Raw genomic sequence first — 23,881 nt, forward strand, 5'->3', positions numbered from 1 at the left:
CTATTCGCCGCCTCTCAATCTTTTATCTCGCTGATTGCGTATCCGCGTTTTTCTTCGTCCCTTGGATACAGCTGCCATTTCTTCTTTCTCCTCTTCACTTTCCTCTTGATCAGGACCGATAAATTGCGCTAAAGCAGCTACAGACGGGTATGTGAATAAAGTCACCACAGCCTCGTTGGTTCCCAATTCTTTATTTAAACGGTTTGTCACTTGTACAATGTCTAAAGAGCTGGCTCCCAAATCAAAAAAGTTATCATGTATGCCGACTTGCTCCAGACCCATGAAATCTTGCCAAATGCCGCATATGACCTGTTCTGTTTTGTTGCGGGGAGCGACATATGGATTATTCAATTCAGGTCGGGTGTGTAAGGCGCCCGTCTTTTTCTCCTCTTTCGCTATGCTATCGGCATTCATGGATATCCATTGCTTCATTCTGTATCCCAAATCACCTGTTGAAACTAATAAATGGCGATTGTTGATATCTGACAGCACATATTGAAAAAGAGCTGCTCCTTCTTCAGGCAAAATGGCAAGTTCAGCAATAGATTCTCCGATAGTAGATTCAAGCTGGCCCCAGAAGTTCCATGCATCCCAGTTCACGCAAACCCAAGGAGTCTTGCTGCGCTGATTCACCCTCGCCGCAAAAGCATCCATATAAATATTCGCTGCAGAGTAAGCTGAGAAACCGAGACCTCCAAGCAAAGCACTAATCGATGAAAATAAGAAACAAAAATCTATAGTTTCGTTTTCTAATAGAGATTCAAGCACTTTCAATCCTCTAACTTTAGACTGGAACTGGTCTTCTCCGCCTTCAATCGTTGCAGGTATATCTGTTATCGCCCTGAAAGACGAACTTCCCGGAAGCCCTGCAGCGTGAAAGACGCCGTTCAGCTGGCCAAACTCAGTATGAACCTTTCTCATAACAGCCTGCATATCCGACAGGCTTCCCGCATCTGCCTGAAGAGCTGTCACCTTTGCACCTAACCGTTCCAATTCTTTTATTTTCAGGATTTTCGCGGTAATCGGATCATCTTCCTCATGTTTCTCGCACCAGCTTTCCCACTGGCTGCGCTGCGGAAGTTCACTTCTTCCTGTCAGAATTAGACGGACGTTTCCTTCTTGTGCAAGCAGCTTTGATAACACAAATCCGATTCCGCCAAGCCCTCCCGTAATAAGATAAACACCTTTCGGGCGGATCATATTCGGCAAGCCGGTCGCTTTATTTAACTGAACAGGCTGATACATCTGCACCCATCGGCGGCGGTTTCGGTATGCAATAATTTGATCTTCACCCGCAGTATCAGTTTCCGTCAGAATTTGGTCAATCAACTCCTCTTCTTTCCATGTCAATGTATCCGGTAAAGGAGGAATGTCGATGTTCCAGCATTTCAAATGGTTATATTCCTGCGGGATGACTTTCAACGGCCCCAAAATCGTCGATTTTTCAGCATTGATTTGTTCTTCTCCAGTCACCTCATGAATCCCGCTTGTCAGCACAAACATGTTACATTCGTTCATTTGTTTTTGATTAGATGCCGCCTGTGCAGTAAAAATCAAACTGTAATAGCCGTTTTCACTGTATGTGCTGAAAGTTTTGAAGGATTCCCCTTGCTCCGAAACGCTCCACAGATGCATCATACAGTTTGGAAGTAGCCCGTCTGAAGCAAGTGAAGAAAATAAACGCTCATAATGTGTCCCATCAGCTGGATTGATGACATACAATCCGCTGTTTATTTTTTTGAATTGCCGGTCTCTCGTGACAATTACGGTCTCATGTCCTTGGCGGCGTATCGATTGCACCAGCCGATCTCCAAAGGCTGTTCCTTCATGGAAAACCAGTGTTTTTCCGCTTTCAGCTGGCTGCTCTTTCTTTCGGCTGTCAGCGGACTTGATCTTTCTATCCCATGACGGCAAATAGAACCATTGATCCATCGGTTTCTTTTTATTCCATTCATCAACTGCGGTGAAAGCAGCCGCATTGTCAGCGGCTTCTATCCAATAGCGTTTTCTCTCAAAAGGATAAGGCGGAAGCGATATCAGACGCTTAGGCTTATCACCGCCATACTGCCTCCAGTCAATTTCACATCCGCAGACCCAAAGCTGGCCTAATTTCTTTAAGAAGTAGGAATGATCATGCGCTGGTTCTTGAACATGTCTGACGAGATTGACGATGTCATGCTGGCTAGATCTCTTCTTGTGCCTTCTGGCAAATGTGCTTAATGTGCTGCCCGGTCCGACTTCTATTAACAGAACGTTATCGTCACTCAAAATCTGTTCTAATCCTTCATGGAAGCGGACTGTGCCTCTTAAGTGCTGAGACCAATAAGCCGGGTCTGCTGCTTGTTCCGGAGTTATCCATGTTCCCGTTACATTCGAAACAAATGGAATCCGAGGGGTGTTCATATCCTGTTGCTTTACAATCGCGGCAAATTCCTCAAGAATGGGTTCCATCATATAAGAATGAAAAGCGTGAGAAGTATGCAGCTGGCGGCCGGCAACGCCCTTTTCTTCAAGGAGAACCGCAAACGTCTCAATGTCTTCGCTTTTTCCGGATACTACGCATAAGTCATGAGCATTGACAGCCGCAAGTGACAGACTGTTCGTAAGCAGAGGCTGCAGCTCTTCCTCTGATAGCTGAACACTCATCATTGCTCCAGATTCCAGCTGCTGCATCAGCCTTCCCCGCTCCATTACGAGCGTTAAAGCCGTGTCTAATGCGAACACGCCGGACAGGCATGCAGCAGTGTATTCACCAATGCTGTGTCCAATCATATAATCCGGTGAGATGCCTGCACTTTGCAGCAGCTTTGCGAGCGCGTATTCAAAGATGAATAGCAGCGGCTGCACAACAGCGGTCTCCGTCAGCTTCGCCCCATCATTTGAATCTGGGAAGACGATCGCCTTCAAATCAATTTGATGTGACTTCTGTGCGAAAGCAAAACAGCGGTCCGCTTCTTTCTGAAATACAGGTTCAGCTTCATATAAATCTTTCATCATATCAATATACTGAGAGCCTTGCCCGGAGAACATAAAGGCAGCCGGGCGCCTGCTGTGTCTTTGATAGGCTGTGAGCTCTGCACCGCTTTCCCATTCCGTTGATTTTGACAGCACGACCGCTTTTCGGTATGAAAATTGTTTTCTGCCAACTTGCAGGGTGTATGCCACATCCTCTAACGGAACGTTTGAATGCGTTCGAAGAAATTCCTTCAATCGATTTGTCATCTGCTCCAATGCTGTGTCTGTTTTTGCTGACAGAACTAGCAAATGCCGCTGGCTCTCGGAAGCTTCTCTGCCTGACTCCGGCTCTTCTTCCAGTACAATGTGCGCATTTGTGCCGCCAATTCCGAAGGAGCTGACACCCGCCCGCCTTGGATCAACGGATTCCTTCCAGTATGCCGCCTCGGTATTGACATAAAATGGCGTCCGGTCAAAATGAATATGCGGATTAGGTGTCGTGTAGTTCAAGCTTGGCAAAATTGTTTTATGTTTTAGCGATAAAACGGCCTTAAAGAGTCCGGCAATGCCGGCAGCGCTGTTTAAATGTCCGACATTGCTTTTCACTGACCCGATAGGAATCGACATTGGCTTGTCACTTTTAAAAACCTGGCTCAGGGCTTCCATTTCGATTGGATCACCCATTTTTGTACCGGTTCCGTGAGCTTCGATATACCCTACTGTGTTCGGGTCAATCCCTGCATTCTCGTATGCATTCTTTAACACTTCGGCCTGGCCTTCTACGCTCGGGGCGGTAAAACCGACTTTTCGGCTTCCGTCATTATTCATTCCGACCCCTTTTATGACCGCATAAATGGTGTGCCCTTCTTTAACGGCGTCCTCATATCTTTTTAAAACGACAATCCCCGCGCCATCGCCAAAAACTGTACCGCCTGCATCCTCATCAAAAGGACGGCAATGCCCATCAGGTGATTGAATCATGCCATCCTGATAAACATAGCCTGACCGCAAAGGGGTGCTGACAGTTACGCCTCCCGCAAGCGCCGCGTCACATGCTCCGTTCTGCAGTGCTTGACATGCCGCTCCAATATTGACTAAAGAAGTGGAGCAGGCTGTTTGCATTGTGATGCTCGGCCCATGCAGGTTTAATTTATAAGCAAGCTGGGTACTGAAAAATTCTCTGTCATTTAGCAGCATGGAGCTAAACTGTTCAGTCCCATCCAGTTTCCCTGCGAAACGTGTAATCCATTCGAGGTTCGGACTTGTCCCAGTGTAGACGCCGATTTTCCCTGTTGTCCGCTCAGGGTTGCAGCCCGCATCTTCTAAGGCCTCCCAGGCACATTCATGTAAAAGCCTGAATTGCGGATCCATCAATTCTGCTTCTCTAGAGGAATATTGGAAAAAATCCGCATCAAACATATCAGAGTCCTCGATGATCCCCTTCGCTTTTACATAATCGGGGTGCTGCAAGAGCTGATCATCAATGCCTGACGCTTTTAATTCTTCATCCGTAAAGAAGCTGATAGATTCTTTGCCGTTTACGAGATTATTCCAAAACTCATCCAAATTGCCGGCTCCCGGAAAACGCCCTGCCATACCGATAATCGCGATATCAGATCCCTGACCGTTCGGACGGCTTTGCGACACCTTTTGATGCTGCGTCATTTCTGGCTGCCCGGCCTTCGTTTGAACCTGTTGATGAAGATGCTTCGCCAGGCTGCGAACTGCGGCAAATTGATAAAGCAGAACTGGTTCCACCTTCCATTTCAGATGATCTGTTAATTTTGCCGCTAATTGAGAGATATCAAGCGACGTAGCCCCCAGCTCAAAAAACGGCGCATCATCGTTAAGCTCATTGAATCCAAAATGCTTTATGACAATTTCTCTGATTGTCTTTTCAATAGCAGATAACGGCATTGCACGAAACGGTTCTGCCGGCTTGCGAGGCTCATCTTCTTCAAGTTCAGCCAGTGCTAAGCCGTCAGGCAACGGGAAATGCTGCTTTGTAAAAGGGTAAGTCGGCAGAGCTAACCTTTTATTATGCTGAGGTTCATGCAGGACGCTGAAATCAACCCCAGACCCGAGACTCCACAACGCTCCGTATATATGTAACTTTAAAACGTCTGTGTGTCCTTGTGTGCCGAGATCACCTGTCATGCCAATTGATTGACGCTCTGTAAACACTGATGCCCCCTGAGTCAAACGCAGGTCTATGCAAACAGCAGGTTCCTCCCGCAAACAAGACGAGATGTGTTCAAAAAACCGTATCGGCTTGCAGATTTGGCCGGCCCAATAACTGGCATCCGCTGCTTCGTCATCTGTTATCACTTTTCCAGTGACAGATGAAACGACTGGAATGTCTGGTGACTTCATGTCCAGCGTGCCAAGGAAGTGCATGAATTCTTCCGCAGCGTCGACCAGCAGATCCGATTGATACGCAATATCCCCATCAAGTAACTCAGCAGCTATCCCTTCTTGTTCAAGCCGCGCCTTCAGCCGATACACATCCTCTGGCAAACCGGAGACGGCACAATACCGCTCATCAATCAGCGCAAGGGACAATGATTTTTCTAAGTATTGAACGATATCCGGTTCTGACAGGCTGACACCGAGCATTTTACCTGCCGGAGACATGTTGATTAACTCTCCGCGTTTATATGCGGCTGCGGCCCCTTCTTCAAAGGAAAACATCCCTGCCGCACATGCCGCCGTAAACTCCCCGAATCCCCGCCCGATAAAGCGGTCTGGTGTTATGCCGATGTGCTGTAAGAAACGGACTGCGGCGTATTCCATGATGAACGACAACGCATGGACCAATCCTAGATTTTCCTCTTCCTGGTACGTTTCTGGAGCAGAAATACATGCTTTAAAGAAGCTGAGTACATCCTGCTGAAAAGCATTTTGCACCTTTTCAAGGCAAGCATCGACTTCTTTTTTGAACAGGTTTTCCGTGCGGTACAGCTGCGCATATCGGCCAAAGCCCTCTTGAACGTCTCCCGCAAATACAAACATGGTGCTGCTTGGAACAACCGCCGATTCGGTGATTTGTTTTTTATGCCGATGTTCAGAAAGCTGATCAAGAAGATCCTTTTGATGTGAAGCAACAAAGGAGATTCTGTACTGGAATTGCTTTCTGCCAAGCTGTAACGTACGGGCTATGGCTGGCAGCGGCGCTTCCGGGTTCCGGCGAAGAAAATCAGCCAATTGATCCATTGAACGGGTAAGCTCCTGTCTTGTTCTCGCAGAAAGAACAACGAGCTCAGGACCGCCGGCTGGCATTTCGTCAGTAAGAGATGGAGGCTCTTCAAGGACAACGTGAGCATTAGCGCCGCCGATTCCAAAGGCGCTCACGCCGGCTCTTCTCGGCCCTTGCAGAGATTCCCATTCAGTCAGCTCTGTATTGACAAAAAACGGCGTGTTCTCAAACTTAATGCGCGGGTTCGATTTTTGATAGTGAAAAGCGGGCGGCAGCATTTTATGATGGAGCATCATAACGGTTTTTATAAATCCCGCTACCCCGGAGGCGGCGTCCAGGTGCCCGATATTCGCTTTGACAGAACCAATTCGGCAATATGCTTTTTTATCTGTATTGAAAGCACGGGTCAGCGCCTCAATTTCAATCGGATCTCCGACAGGCGTTCCTGTCCCGTGGGCCTCAACATAACCAATGCTTTCCGGTTCCGTTTCCGCCATCTCCATAGCTGTGGCAATGACATTCGCCTGCCCTTCAGCACTTGGAGCCGTATACCCAGCCTTATTGTTTCCATCATTATTAATTGCAGAGCCCTTGATGACCGCATAAATCACATCACCCTCAGCTTGTGCGTCTTTCAATCGCTTTAACGCCACCACTCCGGCTCCTTCACCAAAAATGGTTCCGTTCGCCTTTTCGTCAAACGGGCGGCAATGACCATCTGCTGAATAGATCATTCCTTCCTGATAAAGGTACCCAGATATATGCGGCAGGCTCAGGGTAACACCTCCGGCTAATGCAAGGTCACATTCTCCTCCAATCAAGCCCTGACACGCCATATGTATCGCGACAAGAGAAGTCGAGCAAGCGGTTTGAACTGATACACTCGGCCCTTTCAAATTAAGTTTATAAGCGATTCGTGACGCAAACGACGAATCATTTAAATGCATGATTTGAAAAGCGTCTTCATTCTTATGAAGAGAAGACATATGACGGCCCATCCAGGACAAATTGCTGGAAGCACCAGCATACAGCCCGATCAGCCCGTTAAATCGTTCAGCGTCACAGCCCGCATGCTCAAGCGCTTCCCAGGTACATTCATGCATGAGTCTGATTTGCGGATCCATCAAGGCAGCTTCTCTCGGTGAATAGCCGAAAAACTCCGCGTCGAAGTCAGAAACCTCATCGATGATCGGTTTTGCTTTTACATATGCCTCTTGACGAAGCAGCGTCTCATCTACCCCGGCGTCTTTTAATTCTTCATCGGTAAATTGAGTGACAGATTCTATTCCTTTTGAAATGTTGCTCCAATACTCATCAATATTTGCCGCGCCTGGAAACTTGCCCGCCATACCGACTACCGCTATTTCCAGTCCTGTTTCTGTCCATTGTTTCTCGTCAGCCATGGAAATCAGCCTCCCATCTATTTTCGTCTCATTCGCTGTTTTCGCCGGTTTTTCCCTTCATTTATGGCTTTTTGGCGATCTGGCTCTATTCCTTTTATGTGTAAGTCATCACCGCTTTGCTGTGCTTTGACGGCTTGGGTTAATGCTGCAACCGTCGGGTGGGCATACATCATCACAACCGGGATATCCACGCCAAGCTCTTTTTTGATTCTCCCGCTCACCTGAAGCAGATCAAGTGAAGAGGCTCCTAATTCAAAGAAATTCATATTTACATCTGTCTCAGAATGAAAATAATCTTTGAAAATATTCATTAACCTTTCTTCAAGTGTGTCCAAGCGGTCTTTTGTCAGCACATGCGCTGCGGTTTGTCTATCCTCTTTCACATAGCTGTCTTTCATTCGTTTGTTTACATCCTGCAGCGAAATCAGGACTTGCGGGTAGCGCAGCTGCAAAGCTCTCATAAACGCTTTCGCTCCTTGAGCCGGCAGGATTCCTTGGTGTTGCTCCTCTTTGTCCGCTATCTTCGAAAGAATGGCTGCCGTTTCTGATTCATATGCCATCCCTACTTGTTCCCAACGGTCCCAGTTAACCGTCACCATGTTTTCACCTTCTTTTCGGCATGCGTGAGCATAACTGTCCAAGAATGCGTTTGATGCAGCGTAGCCGACTTGGCCCCCCGCTCCTAAAAATGAAACTAGAGAGGAACAAATGAAGAAGAAGTCCGGCTGTTTGTTTCTAAGCGCTTTTCTTAACAGAGCGGTTCCTGTTATTTTGGCCTTAGCCATATGCCTCTCATCGTCTGGTGTCCTTGCGTGAATCACTTTGCCATCAGGAATGCCCGCTGCATGAATAACGCCATGAATGGCTTGTCCGAAACGAGATTCTGCCGTTTGCAAGGCTTTTTGAAGCTCTGTTTCGTCTGAAATATCCGCCTGTAATACCAGCACCTCAGCTCCAGCCTTCTCGAGTTCTTCCACAGCTTTGAGTTTTTTGGCAGTATCGTCATTTGCTCTCAGTTTATCGGGCAGTCCTGTCCGGCTTAGCAGCACAATCTTTGCTTGAACTGTTTCAGCTAAATGAGATGCAAGAGATAATCCGATCCCGCCAAGGCCGCCTGTAATGATATAAACTCCTTTATGCCTGAGATTGCCGGCCATATCAATCTCATCTTGCTTGCCCGGCTGCTTCGCCTGCCGAATCCATCTGCTGTTTCCCCGATAAGCCACAATAGGCTGATCATCCTCTTTTTTAAGTTCATAAGAAATCATTTCAGGCCAGCTTGATTGACCGTGGTCCAGACAAAGATCAACAGCTTTACAGCTGATCTGCTTATACTCTTGCGGAATGGTCAAACAGACTCCGGTCAGCGCAGCCTGATGAGGCTGAAGATCCTCCATTCCCGTCACATCGTGAGCTTGATTGGTCACTACGGTCATGCTGAATCTTTTGTTGCTCTCTGTTCCAAGTAAACGGACAAGATCAAGGAGAGGAAGATAACCGGCTATTGTGTGCTCTGCAATATCTCCATCACGACAATCACAGTCTTGCAGCCACATCCAGATGATTTCATCGGGGATAAACCCCCTTGCATTCAGTTCATCCAGCAGCTTCCGAAAGTGGGCCGTATCACGATGGTTTACCTTAAACGTGTTTCTGTCTTTTTCCGCAAAGTGATCACCCGGCTGGACAGACACGGCTTCCGCTTGCTGTTTTAGGAGATATTGGCTGACATCACTGTTTTCTTCAAAGACAAGTATCCTCTTTCCTTGATGAGTGAATGTCTCATTGACTGGTTCCATTCGTTCCCAGAACGGAACGGAAAACCACTTATCAAAAGGAAGCTGTTTTTCACTTGAAGCAACGTTTAATTTCAATTCGTTTTTGATCTTTTCTTCCATCCCGCCCTGAGATGTTTGCGGATCGGGAAATACTTGATGCTCAAAAGGATAAGTCGGAAGCGGGATCCTTTCGTATGAGCCCCCCTGGCGAAAGTGCTCCCAGTTCATGTTTACACCATGCGTCCAAAGCCTGCCGATGCGGTTTAACAGATAGACACGATCAGACGATACTTCCTTTGGATGCCTGATCATGTTTACCGCAGCATGTTGCTCCGTCATAAAACCCTCATGTTTTCTCACAAACTGCGTCAACGTATTCCCTGGTCCGATCTCAACAAATACAACATTGCCCATTTGTAAAAGTGTGTTCAGCCCTGAATGAAAATCAACCTTTTCCATGATTTGCGAAGCCCAGTATTTCGGATCTGTGGCCTGCTCTGCTTGTATCCAATCGCCTGTCACATTTGAAATAAACGGAAGGCCAGGTACTTGGAATTCCATATCTTGCAGACTATCAGCAAAACGAGATGCCGCCGGCTTCATCATGCTTGAATGAAACGCATGGGACGTTTTTAAGTGCTGAATTGCCACTCCTTTTGACTGAAGGCGCGCGGCAAAAGCATTGATTGGCTCCATAAGACCTGATACAACCGATAAATCAGAGCTGTTTGAAGCCGACAGCTCAACCCCCTCTGTCAATTCCATTTCTGTCTCTCTCCTAGACAGTCTGACGCTCAACATTTCTCCCTCCGGCATTTCCTGCATCAACTGGCCTCTCATCGCAACCATATGAAGCGCGTCTTCCAATGAACAAATGCCTGACAGACAGGCTGCCGTTAATTCCCCTATGCTGTGGCCAATCATGTATTGCGGTTTTAAACCTTTTTTGCTCAAGAAGGACGCCAGCGCATATTCAAAGGAAAATAAAATAGGCTGCGTATATGAGGTTTCATGGATAAGCTGTTCGGCTTCTTTGCTTTCTGCTTCATTAGCCGGAAACATGATGCTTCTAATATTGAGTCCTTCCTCAGCTTGCAGAATGGTAAAACAGCGCTCCAGCTCCTCCTGGAATACGGGCTCCATTTCATACAGTTGCTTCCCCATATTGACGTATTGAGAGCCTTGCCCGGAAAACATAAAGACAACTGCCGGCTTCTCCAGCGCTATTGAGGAATTTTCCATATCGCTTGTTATCCCTAAAGGACCCGCCGTAAATGCCTGACGATACTGAAAATGCCTGCGGCCCTCTTGCAGTGTATATGAAACGTCTTGGAGCGGTACCTCTTCATTCTCTTTTATAAATTGCTTGACCTGATCCGCGGCCTTCATTGCAGCTTTTTCAGATCGGGCAGAAATAAGCATAAGGCAGTCTTCATGATCCTCTTGATGACGTCTTTCCTTCATCGGAGGCTCCTCCATGACAACATGAACATTCGTGCCGCCGATCCCAAAGGAACTGACGCCCGCTCGAAACATCCGGTCAGATGCTGTCCATTGTTTTGCTGATGTGCTGACATAAAAAGGACTGTTTTCAAAATCAATTTTAGGATTGGACTTTTTGTAATGAAGGCTTGGCGGCAGGGTTCTCGCTTTGAGACTCAGCGCCGTTTTAATAAACCCCGCAATTCCCGCGGCGGAATCCAAATGACCGATATTTGTTTTAACAGAGCCGATCGCGCAGAATTGCTTCTTTTCTGTTTGAAACGCTTGTTTAAGTGCCTCTATTTCAACTGGATCTCCTAACGAGGTGCCCGTGCCATGCGCTTCAACATAAGAAATACTTTCGGACTCTATACGGCTGATGTTCAGTGCTTTTCTAATGACAGCTGCCTGCCCTTCGATACTTGGCGCGGTGTAACCGACTTTACGGCTGCCGTCATTGTTATATGCTGATCCTTTAATGACAGCGTAAATATGATCTTGATCCTTCAGCGCCTGCTTTAAAGTTTTCAGCACTACAATACCGCAGCCTTCACCCCCGACTGTCCCTTTTGCTTCCGCGTCAAATGCGCGGCAGCGGCCGTCCGGCGACATAATCATCCCTTCTTGATACATATAGCCCTTTTTATGGGGACAAGTCACCGTTACTCCTCCGGCGAGCGCCATTTTGCAGTCGCCGGTAAGCAAAGCTCTGGATGCGAGATGCACAGCGGTCAGAGAAGATGAACAGGCTGTATCCACTGCGATACTCGGCCCTTTCAAATTCAATTTGTAAGAAATTTGTGTATTCATAAAATCCTTGTCCGTCAACTGAACAGCAGCAAACTGCTCAGAAGAACTGCTGCTTCTCAGCAGCATTGAACTTGCCTGCCAGTACAAATTCGCAGACGCAGCGCCGAATAAGCCGATAGGCTGTGAATAGGTTTCGGGATTGTAGCCGGCGTTTTCAAGGGATTCCCACGCGACTTCATGAAACATGCGCACTTGCGGGTCCATTACCTCAGCTTCGCGCTGTGAGTAGCCGAAAAACGCTGCGTCAAAGTGGTCATGCCGGTCTACTTTTCCTTTGGCCCTGACATAATGCTTATGATCGAGCTGTTCTTTAGGCACACCGGCTTCCATAAGCTCTTCTTTTGAGAAAAATGTAATGGATTCCGTGCCCGTTTTGATATTCTCCCAAAACTCTTCAATATTTTTGGCACCGGGGAAACGGCAAGCCATTCCGATAACCGCTATTTCTAAGCCTGTTGTTTTACTCATCAGAAATCCCGCCTAACAGTTGTGCGACATTTTCTAAATCTTCCGCTGCCTCTTCAACACTCTCAGCATTTGCCTGAGAACCCTCAGACTCCGTCTGCCGGCTGAGCTGGGCTGCTATTGCCGATACGGATGTATATTGAAACAGCTGAACAACAGACAGCTCTTGTCCAAACTGCTCTTTCAATTTGTTCGATAATTCTACAATGTGAAATGAGTTTCCGCCGATATCAAAAAAGTTATCTTCCATGCTGATATCAGATCCAGGTATATTCAAAATGGCAGCAAAAATGGAAACCAGTTTTTTCTCAGTTTCATTGTGCGGTTTTATGACCTGCTCGTTAGATTCAGGCTCTTCCATAGGATCTGGGAGCGCCTTGAGATCAAGCTTCCCTGACAGGTTCATTGGAAATGAGTCCACGCGAATGAATCGTCTCGGAATCATATAACCCGGCAGCTTTTCTGCTAAAAGCCCTCTCATTTTTCGAGTTTTCAGTTTTTGATCGGAAATGAGATACGCCACAAGAAACTGATCATCTGATTCCTTTTGAACTGGAATAATCACCGCGTCATGAATGATTTGTCCCGACTCCCGGTAATCAAGCAAGGCTTTTCTAATCTCATCAAGCTCTACTCTGAATCCTCTTATTTTTACTTGATCATCATACCTGCCAAAAAATTCGATTAAGCCGTCAGAACGCCATCTCGCCAAGTCGCCGGTATGATAAAGCTTGCCGGCAGGAATATGCTGCGGTTCTGTAAATTTTTCTGCCGTCAGCTCTGGCTGACAGATATATCCTCTTGCCACCCCGTCTCCGGCAATGCACAGTTCTCCGTATACGCCAATGGGCACAGGCTGTCCGCAATGATCCAAAATATAAATCTGTTCATTCGGCATCGGCCTGCCGATCGGTACGACGGCTTCATTCCAAGACTCTGGTATGGTAAAAGCCGCTGACTGTACAGTACATTCCGTCGGACCGTAATTATTTGTCATTATCGGCTTATTAGCCCGAAACGTTTGTAAATATTGCTGAACCAATTGGGGCGGCAGAATTTCGCCGCCAGCCATTATTAACTTCAATTTGTCAACGTGATGCGGCTCTTTCTCAGCGGCTTTGATCATTAGGCGCAAATGAGAGGGTGTCGCATCTGAAATATGAATGCGGTTCTCCTCATAAAAAGACCACAGCTGCTTTCCATCCATCCTTGCATGATCCGGTGCAATATATAAGGTGTGTCCAAGAAGCACTGCCGGAAATATCGTTTGCACGGATGCGTCAAAAATATGTGAAGCAAGCATGCCGATGCGGAGATGCTCTTGTGAAAATGGCTGAAAATGAAGGCTGTCTATGCCATATACTAAATTGACGACTTGACGATGCTCCACCATCACGCCTTTCGGTTTTCCCGTTGTCCCTGATGTATACAGCACATAAGCGAGATTTTCAGGAAACGGCAGAAGCCCATGCTCCGCCGCCCCTTCAAATTTCATCATTTCCTCTATAAATAAGCTTTTTTGATTCTCAGCAGAAATGTCATGATCCTCGTTCGTGATCACAAACCGCGAACCGCTGTTTTTCAGCATATAATCCATCCGTTCGGACGGCATATTTACATCTATCGGCAAATAAGGACATCCTGCTTTCAATATGCCTAATATGCCAATAACCATTTCTGCCGAGCGATGAACCATCAGCCCCACAGGCTCCTCATGACGAACACCTTCTTTTATCAAAAAAGCAGCAACCCGGTCTGACAATTCATCAGCCTCACCGTATGTGAAGCTGACATCTTCATACACGATTGCAGGCTGATTAGGTTTGAGAACTGCCTGTTCTTTGAAGAGATCGACAATCGATTTTTCTTTCGGATAAGGCTGATTTGTGTGATTAAATGTCGTAATGATTCTTTCTCTCTCCTCATGAGAAAGTAACTGCAGCTCAGAGACCAGAGTCTCAGGCGCCGACAAAGCCCGGTCCGCCAGCATGCAAAAATGGCCGGCTATCCGTTCAGCAGTATCGAATGTGTAATGTTTCAAATTCCAGCTCAACTTTCCAGTCAATGTCCCTTCATCACGCTGAATGGAAATAAGCATATTCGTGTCCAGCGCTTTCAAAGACGACGGCTGCTGAAGATCATTCATAGCAAGGGAAATGCCGAAGCGGGGCTCCCCTTTTTTATGCAAAGGATGAAGCTCGTCCAATAGTATTTTCACAGGATAATTTTGATGGGCATACACTTCTTGAAAAGCTTGTTTCACATGCTCTAGACAGTCTCTGAAACTCATAGAAGAATTGATTTTCACCAGCAGCGGAAGAAGATCATTGATCACCGGCTGTGTTTCCCGCTGTCTTAACACAGGGGCCGACGCCATGATATTCGTCCTTCCGCTGTACCTGTGCAGCAATGTGACTGCCGCAGTCATAAAAATGATAAACATACGCAAATCTGAAGCTCCGGATGCCTTTAAGATGGCCTTTTCCAGCTGAGCCGGGAATGAAAAAGTTATTGAAGCTTCTTCATCGTTTTGATCAAGAAGCTGTGAATCATAAGGAAAACGGCAGTCCGACGGGATTTGAGATAATAGAGAAGTCCAATATTGCCGCTCCTTCACTTTTTCAAGAGCTGCGGTTTTCAATTGAAAGACATCGGTTTGGTTCATTGTTATTCACCTATTTCTGCTAGATTTTCAGATCGTCTAGTTCCAGCAACGATACCTTTTCTAAATCATTGATGCCTGAAGTCAGGTCAATATCCTTGAGAGCGGTTTGCTTACAATCAATCACGGCTGACAGCACCATTTTAATCCCTTTCGCAACGCTTTCAATCGTTTCTCTTGTAAACAGCTCAGTGCTGTATTCAATGACAGAAGATAAACCGTTTTCGTCTTCTGAAGCGATCCAAAGCAAATCAAACCGGGAAACCGCTGTTTCATATTCATAGTCGGTTAGTGTGATCCCGTCTACCTCTAAAGCAGGCTGGCTTAGATTCTGCAGAGCAAAAACGGTATCAAAAATATGATTTCTATTTAACGTCCTATCTAACTTCAAATCTTGAACCATATGTTCATACTGATAATCTTGATGATCAAAGTCATCAATCACCAGCTGCTTGACATGGTGCAGAAATTGAGTAAACGTCATCTCTTTTTTCGGATAAAACCGAAGCGGAAGCATATTAACGAATATACCGATGATCCGCTGCAGTTCCTCCTGTCTTCTCCCTGCGACCGGAACGCCGACTACAATGTCGGACTGTCCAGTGAGCTTGTGCAGCAGGATTTGATAGATTGATAAAAGTCCCATAAAAAGCGTGGCATCTTCATCGGCCATAATGGATTTAAACGCCTCAAGCTCTTTTTTGCTTATATAAAAACGATAGTGGGCGCCGGCAAAGCTTTTGACATCGGGTCTCTGGTAATCAGCCGGCAGCCGAAGCTCACGAAAGTCGTCAAGCCGTTTCAACCAATATGTTTTCACCTCATTCAGGTCATCAGACTGAAGCATCTGATTCTGCCATTCTGAGAAATCCTTATATTGCAGTTCAAGCGGTGCAAGCTCTTTGCCGTCATACAGATCCATAAACTCGCTGACCAAGATATCCTGAGATAAACCGTCAGAAATAATATGATGCATATCGAGCATCAGAATATACTCGTTTTCAGAGTTCTTAATAACACCAGCTCTCATCAAAGGAGCCTGATCAAGCTGGAACGGCTTTAAAAAGCTGATGATGACTTCTTGTTCTTTTTGGTTTTGCCCTTCCTGGCCTGCTACATTTGATAGATCAAAAAAGTCGGCATGAAATTCCGCCTGCTCAGCTATGCACTGCATAGGAACACCGTCTATTGCTTTAAAGGATGTTCTTAAACTCTCGTGACGATTAATCAATTGCCGGAACACATTCTCAAGCCTTTGCATATCAAGCTTTCCTGCAATCCGGCCGGCAGTGAACTCATTGTAGCCAGTGCTCGTTTGATCTAACAGCTGAACAAGATAAAGCCGTTTTTGCGCTGAGGACAACGGATAATAATCCCGTTTTTTAGCTTTTTCTATCTTTCTGTAAATCTTCTTGTCGGCTTGGCTGATAAATTCGGCCATCTGCCTGATCGTCGGAATGTTAAAGAAATCCGGCAGCGCAATTTCCACATTGAATGCTTGATGAATAATGGAAATGAAAGTAATCGCCTTTAACGAATCCCCGCCCATCTCAAAGAAATCATCGTCTATGCCAATTTGATCAATCTTGAAAAATGACTGCCAATGAACAAGGAGTTCTTTCTCCATATCAGTTACTGGTTCAACATATTCAGCGGTAAGTTCTGGCCGCCCGTACAGCGAAACGTCCTCTTGCTCTTCACCGTTAGGCTGCTGCAGACGATTCACATATTTTTGTATCCTCTCCTGCAGATCCGTGGCAGACACTACAATCTGATCCATATGATCAAATGTGAAAATTTTCTCGAAAACCTCTCTGCCCTCATGCGCACGAATCAGGGTATTTTCTAAATCCCCTCCGACTGGAATATCCGGTTTTTTGCCGTCTTCAAATTCCCAGCCGTCTAAATTTAGGGCTGTCCACTGAACAGGATGCTGCGCATTATGTTTATATACAAAGGCATCAACAAACTGGTTAACCGCAGTATAGGCGGTAAATCCAAGTCCTCCCAATATCGGAGACAAGGACGAAATCAAAAAGCAGAAATCAAGCGGTCGATCGGCCAACACTTTTTCTAATACCGCAACACCCGTCATTTTTGCTTGAAAGTGAGCATTCGTAAAACTTTTATCCGTTTGTTCCATCATCCTGAATGATTGTTCGCCTGTTATTCCAGCTGCATAAATTACACCATGAATGGAGCCGTACTTACGTTCAGCCACATGAACCAGTTCAGACATATCCGCTTCACAGCTTGCATCCGCAGCAACAGCAGTGACTTCTGCGCCTGTTTTTTCTATCTCATATATTGATTTTATTTTTTTAACGGTTGGATCATCCTGAGCATGCGTGCTGATTAAGGACTCCCATTCACTCCGCGGCGGTAGGCCGGAACGGCTTGTCAGAATAAGTTTTCCTTTTGTTTTCTCTGCAATGGTTTTTGCAGCATGTAAACCGATGAAGCCCAGCCCGCCAATCAGAATATATACGCCTCCGGGACGAAGGTGCCCCTGCGATGATTCTGCAGGCACGGCTTTGTGAGTAAAATTCCTGGTGTACCTTTTATTACTTCTGTAAACCGTTAAGAGATTGCCTGATTCGGTCATCAGCTCTGATCTGATGAGTCCCAGCAGCTTGTCTTCTTTCCAGGAATCTTCTTTCTGCCTGTCTATATCAATCACTCGATAGCGAAGAAACGGTGTTTCCTGAGATATGACCATACTCGGCCCCAGATGTACGGCTTTCTCTGGATACAGCATGTCTTCTCCGCCAAGCTGATACGTAAGGGACGATAACACAAAGATCGAGATTTCCTGCTTTGTTTCTTTCTTTTTCAATGCTTGCCCTAAGTAAAGCAAAGAGTAATAGGATTCGTTTTGCATCTGCTCAATCCACTCGGCAGCAGCGGTTTCATCTTTCTCTGCCAGCCCCCAGAGGTGCAAAATCCGGCTGTACTGAATCTTTTCCTTCTCCAACACTTCAAAAAGACGGCAGTAATCTTCCGCAGAGTCTGGGCGGAGTGTGTACACTCCTTTTTCAACCTGCTGAAAGTTATGCCCTTTTTTAACAATGACACAAGAAGCACAGGTGGATTGCAGCCCCTGAATAAGCTTATGGGAAAAATCGCTATCCTCCATGAAGACAAGCAAACGTTGTTCCGTCGCTTCAATCCCGCGGGAAATCGGCAGGATTTCTTTTTCCCATTGCGGCAAATAAAACCACTCCTGAAGCGGAAGCTTTCCTCCTGAATGTTTTTTGCCTTTTCCGCTGGCAGTATGTTTCCGTTTGTGCCAGAAGGATTCCTTTTCAAAAGGATATTGCGGCATAGTAATCTTTTCAGGATGTCTGCCCTCGTGCAGCCCGCGCCAATCAATGTCCGCGCCATACATCCACAGCGCGCCAATTCTGCTGAGTAAAAATTGGACATCTGACATACTCTGTCTGCTGTGTTTCAGCACATTGCAAGCATACTGGCGCAGCTCATCGTTAATCGATCTCTTCACCAGCACACTTAAATCTTGCCCCGGGCCGATTTCGATAAAAATAGCATCTTCTTGCTTCGTTAACACGCCAATACCCTCGGCAAAGCGAACAGTCTCAGTCATGTGCCGCTTCCAATAGTCATAGTCCGCAGCTTCTTCATCCGCTATCCAGTCTCCCGTTAAATTCGAAAAGAAAGGAACATCCGGTTTTTGATAAGAAATGCGCTTAGCCGTATTTCCAAATCGTTCAGCGGCGGAAGCCATGACGTGCGAGTGAGCAGCAATTGAACCTTTTACTCTCATACAAAGCACTTTTTTGGCTTTTAACTGTTCTTCAAATGCGGAAATGTCAGACTCAAGCCCCGACACAATGCAAGAAGCGTCATTAACAACAGCCAACGAAATGCAATCAGGGAGAATCGCTTTCAGTTCTTCCTCTGGTATTGGCACGCTTAGCATGATGCCTGACGGCGCTTCGTGCATCGCTTGTCCACGTAAGCTGATTAGCTTGATGGCATCACTTAGCGTAAACACTCCCGATACCGCAGCAGCCGTTAATTCGCCGAAGCTGTAGCCGATCATAGCCCATGGCCGCAGCCCCCACTTCATCAGCAAAAGTGACAGCGCATATTCCAGCATAAAAATAGCCGGCTGGGCATATTTCGTCTCTTGAAGCTTTATCGCGGCAGCGTCTTCATCCTGCTGGTCAGGGTATAGAATATCCTCTAGCCTCTCACCGGTCGCTTCATAAAATTCTTGAAAACAGTGATCCATCGTCTCTTTGAAAAACGGCTCCTCCGTGTACAAATCCCTGCCCATGTTCACATATTGACTGCCTTGGCCCGAGAACATGAAGATCAATTTTTTCTCCTTTTTTTCCTGAATCCGGGACATTCGGCTGAGTCCTCTGTCCTTCTTCTCGGAAAGCAGGCGGATGACATCCTGTCTGTCCTTTGCCACAAACATTTGCCTATAATCAAAGTGCTGTCTTCCAGCCTGCAGCGTATAAGCGGCGTCTGCTGCATTAAGCTCTGAGTTCCTTTCCATATGTTCGAGCAAAAGGTCTTTCGTTTTTTCTAAAGCATTCATCGTTTTTGCTGAAAGAGGAAACAGCTGATACGAACGCGAATGTTTCTCACGGTCACTGACAGGCGCTTCCTCCAGAATCACATGGGCATTGGTGCCGCCCATACCGAATGAGCTCACGCCTGCTCGTCTTGGGGTATTTGTTCTCTTCCACACTCGGAGCTTGTCATTCACTAGGAAAGGACTGTTTTGAAAATCAATATTCGGATTCGCTTCTTTAAAATGAAGACTAGGCACAAGTTGTTGATGCTGCAGAGAGAGAACTGTTTTAATGAGACCCGCCGCTCCGGCAGCAGCATCAAGGTGTCCGATATTCGTTTTTACGGAACCAATCCGGCAAAACGCGGTCTTATTTGTTTGAAACGCTTTAGTTAAGGCTTCAATTTCAATTGGATCTCCGAGAGCTGTGCCTGTCCCGTGGGTTTCCACATAGCTGATGGTTTCCGGTTCAATCCCCGCGTCGGCAATCGCATCTCTTATAACCTCTGTCTGGCCTTCCACACTCGGCGCATTGAAGCCTACCTTTTGGTCACCATCATTGTTAACAGCAGATCCTTTTACAACCGCATAGATCCTATCGCCGTCAGCCAAAGCGCGGCTCAACGATTTCACTGCGACAAATCCGACACCATCGCCTCCTACAGTGCCTTTCGCGTCTTTATCAAAGGCTCGGCAATGGCCGTCTGGCGATTTCACCATATTCTCTTGATAGATGTAGCCTGACTTAACCGGATGGAGAATGGACACACCGCCTGCGAGAGCCATATCAGATTCTCCATTCAGCACTGATTTGCAAGCCAAATGCAGCGCGACCAAGGAGGTTGAACAAGCTGTCTGCAGGGTAATGGCTGGACCTTTTAAATTAAGTTTATGAGCAACCCGCGTGCTGATCGTATAGGTATCATTTAAAGAGCCGATTTCAAACAGCTCTGACATCCTGCCGTCTAATGAGTCAGCGAAATGCTGGAGCCATTGAAAGTTTGAGGTTGTTCCTGTAAACAAACCGATTTTCCCTTCATATTCAGCTGAAACACACCCTGCATCCTCCAGCGTTTTCCATACATATTCATGAAGAAGACGGATTTGCGGGTCCATGACCTCCGCCTGTCCAGGTGAATAGCCGAAGAAGGAGGCATCAAATAAATCGGGACCGTCGATGATTCCTTTCGCCCTTACATAATCATTTCTCGTAAATGTTTGTTCATCAATGCCTGCCGCAAACAGCTCTTCATCAGTGAAAAAAGAGATGGATTCCTTGCCATTTTGCAGGTTATGCCAAAATTCATCTATGTTTTTAGCTCCAGGGAAACGCCCGGCCATCCCGATGATGGCGATGCTGTCATCTAAAGGATCCTTCCGCTTTGATATGAATGGTGTTTTCTTTTTTGATTGCTTTTCCTCATGACCTGATAAGAATTCTGCAAGCATCTGAACTGTTGGTCGGCGGAACATCTCAACCATCGGAATACTTTTTCCCGTTTCCTTAGAAAGCTGCTGATTGACTTGGATCAAATGCAGGGAAGTGCCGCCGATTTCAAAAAATTTATCCTGAACATCGATGCTGTCTTGACCAAGTACACGTTTCCAAATCTCCAGCACCATCTTTTCTGTTTCAGAAGCGGGTGCTGCCGCAAGTGCCTTTCGTTTTGTCTCTGCAGCAAGCTCCGGCAGTGCTTTTTTATCCAGTTTTCCATTGGCCGTCAGCGGCATCTCATCCATCACAATAAATCGGGATGGAAGCATATATTCCGGCAAATGACGACGCAAGTATTCACGCAGCTGCTTTTCATCAATCGTCTCATCAGTGAAAAGATAAGCAGCCAGGCACGGTGTCTGGGACGCGTCCTTTTTCACGACAGCGGCCGCCCCTTTTATACGCCCGTACCGGCAGAGCCAGTGTTCAATCTCCCCGCTCTCAATCCGATAGCCCCTAAGTTTGATTTGGTCATCATTTCTGCCTAAAAACTGAATGGTTCCATCCGGTAAAAAGCGGGCTGCGTCCCCTGTTTTATACATTTTTTCTCCGGGTTTAAAAGGATGCGCCACAAATCGCTCTGCCGTCAGTTCCCTCCGGCCTAAGTAGCCTTCTGCTACTCCTTTTCCGGCAATATATAGTTCTCCCGCTGCTCCTTGTGGCAGCAGATTCATATGTGAATCAAGAATGTATATATCAGTATGTGCTGCAGGCCGGCCGATCGGCACATACAGATCTTTATCCCTTTCAGATGAGTAGCGGTGAATCATGCAGCCGACTACCGTTTCCGTCGGGCCGTATTCGTTAAAAATTTCAATTTCCCCATCGAAGTTCTCTTCAATTTTCGCCGCAAGAGAGGTTTCTAATTGCTCTCCCCCCAGTATCAGGCACTTCATCACACTGTCACGAAACGGCGTCCCGGAAATGAAATGAAGATGGGACGGCGTTAACTTCATAACGTGGGCTCGATTATCTTTCAGAATTTGTTCCACAAGAAGCTGCTTGTTTCTATCCTGGTACACAATAATTGCGTTTCCGGTTATAAGCGGGGTAAAGATAGAAGTTACTGTTAAATCAAAAGATAGAGACGTATAAAGGGCAAAATCTCTTTTATCACCCCTTACATATTGCTCGGCGGCCCAGGAAATATAATTTTCAAGACCAAGATGCTTAACAAGCACCCCTTTTGGCCTGCCTGTTGTTCCAGAGGTATATATGCAATACGCAATATCCTGCGGACCGTAATGTTTCACCAGATTGCTGTCGTTTCCTTGATAAAGGCTCTGATCGGTAATATCTATTTTCACACCATCGTATGAGTAAACCAGCCCCTCAATATCCTCTGTCAGCAGCAGGTTTATCCCGCTGTCCTGAAGAAGATATTCAATTCTTTCCGCAGGATAATCGGGATCAACCGGAACATAAGCACCACCCGCTTTTAATACAGCGAGACAAGCGATCACCATTTCAATTGAATGTTCTGTTAAAATACCGACTCTTTGTGCAGGTTTGACTCCCTGACTTTCTAAAAAGCGGGCGAGCTGATTCACTTTTTTATTTAATTGATCATAGGTCAGGGATTCCGAGCGAAACTCCACAGCAAGAGCGTCCGGCGTCTTTTCTGTCTGCCGTTCAAACAAATCAATGACAGTTTGATGTTCGTTGCCGGTCAAACCTTTATAATTGCAAAACTCTTCAAGCTGATAATGCACCTCATCTTCGGAAAGCATATTCAAGGGGTGCACCGATCTGTCTGCCGGATTCTCAATCACTTCCGATAACAGGTTGAGAAAATGACCCCCCAGCTGCTTCACTTGAAGAGCAGACATGACACCAGGATTGTATATAAATGAAAAATGGATATGTTCATCAAAAGCTTGTACACTCAATGTCAAATCAAACTCAGTTTGCTCAAACATGTCATATTTTTCGATTGAAAGAGGAAGACTGTTTGACTTAAGCATCTGATCAAGCGGATAATTTTCAATCACGACAATCGTGTCAAATAATGACTGCTCAGCTGTCAGCCCCGCATATGTTTTTAAATCAGACAGCGGTGTATGTTCATATTCACTTCTTTTGGCAATCTGCTCATGTGCAAGCTGAATCACATCTAAAGGCGTGGATTGAGGCGCAAAGCGAAGACGAAGCGGAATGGTATTAATAAACAGCCCCGTCATTTGTTCTATTCCCGGTACATCGGCGCTTCTTCCTGACACGGTTGTCCCGAATACCACTTCTTCTTGATCAGAATATTTTTTTAGCAGCAGACCCCAGACACTATATAGAATTGAAGCAAGCGTAACTTGCCGTTCAGAAGCGAGTGAGCGCAGAGCTTTTCCTTCTGAAACCGGAAGCTGTATTTCATGTTTAGAAAAAATAGCATTTCGCTTCCCTGGTCTTTCTGTATTCGGCAGCAATTGCACAGGCTCCCAGTCTTTCAATAACCCTTTCCAAAATGACGCCTGACTGTCTTTTGTTTTACGCTGCTGTTCCTGCTGCCATTTCACAAATGCTTGATATGACGGTTTTTGAGAAATAACAGGTGTTTGACCCATGGATAACGCTTGATATGACTCCATCCACTCTTTGAGGACAATCCCCATGCTCCAGCCGTCCATCAGGATATGATGAAAGCTGATCATCATCCAGATCCCGTTTTCTTCTATTTGATAAAGTGTGACACGAAAAGGTACTTCTTGAAGCTGAAACGGCTCTTTCCGATCACGCGTTGCAAGCTCCTCCTTCAGCTTTTCCTGAGAAATGCCTTTCTCGAACGAGATGCTCTGATAACGGATATCTATTTTATGATGCTTTAATATAACTTGAATGGGCTTAGCTGTTTCCTTCCACCTAAACACCGTCCGCAGCATTTCATTTTGCCGAACCGTTTGCTGCCATGCTTTTTCAAAAAGATCGCGGGCTGGTTCGCTCTCCAGTTTTATCAGCATTTGTTCAAAATAAGCATTACCTTCCGGCTCCATTAAATGATGAAAAAGCAGACCTTCCTGAATGGTTGTCAGTCCGAGAATGTTGGCTATGTTATTTTTATCTATTTTATTCATTTGCTCACTCACAGAATCCTCTCC

4 protein-coding genes are annotated in these 23,881 nt (G+C 46.2%); all 4 read right to left on the bottom strand.

Annotated features, from left to right (window positions below):
* From AC4CV5_RS16765 to AC4CV5_RS16780, 4 genes are read right to left on the bottom strand one after another with little or no spacing between them, the layout of a single operon-like run.
* Positions 1 to 7,554, bottom strand: coding sequence for a type I polyketide synthase (locus tag AC4CV5_RS16765; RefSeq protein WP_490923322.1), 7,554 nt, complete (start codon positions 7,552 to 7,554; stop codon positions 1 to 3).
* Between the two features lie 17 nt (positions 7,555 to 7,571).
* Positions 7,572 to 12,092 carry an SDR family NAD(P)-dependent oxidoreductase gene (locus tag AC4CV5_RS16770; protein WP_490923323.1) on the bottom strand — a complete coding sequence of 1,507 codons (4,521 nt, stop codon included), beginning with the start codon at positions 12,090 to 12,092 and terminating at the stop codon, positions 7,572 to 7,574.
* Complete coding sequence (locus AC4CV5_RS16775; RefSeq protein ID WP_490923324.1) at positions 12,085 to 14,754, bottom strand: non-ribosomal peptide synthetase; 2,670 nt, start codon at positions 14,752 to 14,754, stop codon at positions 12,085 to 12,087. The genes AC4CV5_RS16770 and AC4CV5_RS16775 overlap by 8 nt, the downstream gene beginning before the upstream one ends.
* Positions 14,755 to 14,773: 19 nt before the next feature.
* Positions 14,774 to 23,869 carry an amino acid adenylation domain-containing protein gene (locus tag AC4CV5_RS16780; RefSeq protein ID WP_490923325.1) on the bottom strand — a complete coding sequence of 3,032 codons (9,096 nt, stop codon included), beginning with the start codon at positions 23,867 to 23,869 and terminating at the stop codon, positions 14,774 to 14,776.
* Between the last annotated feature and the right edge of the window lie 12 nt (positions 23,870 to 23,881).

This window comes from Bacillus sp. NS1 (assembly GCF_058248265.1).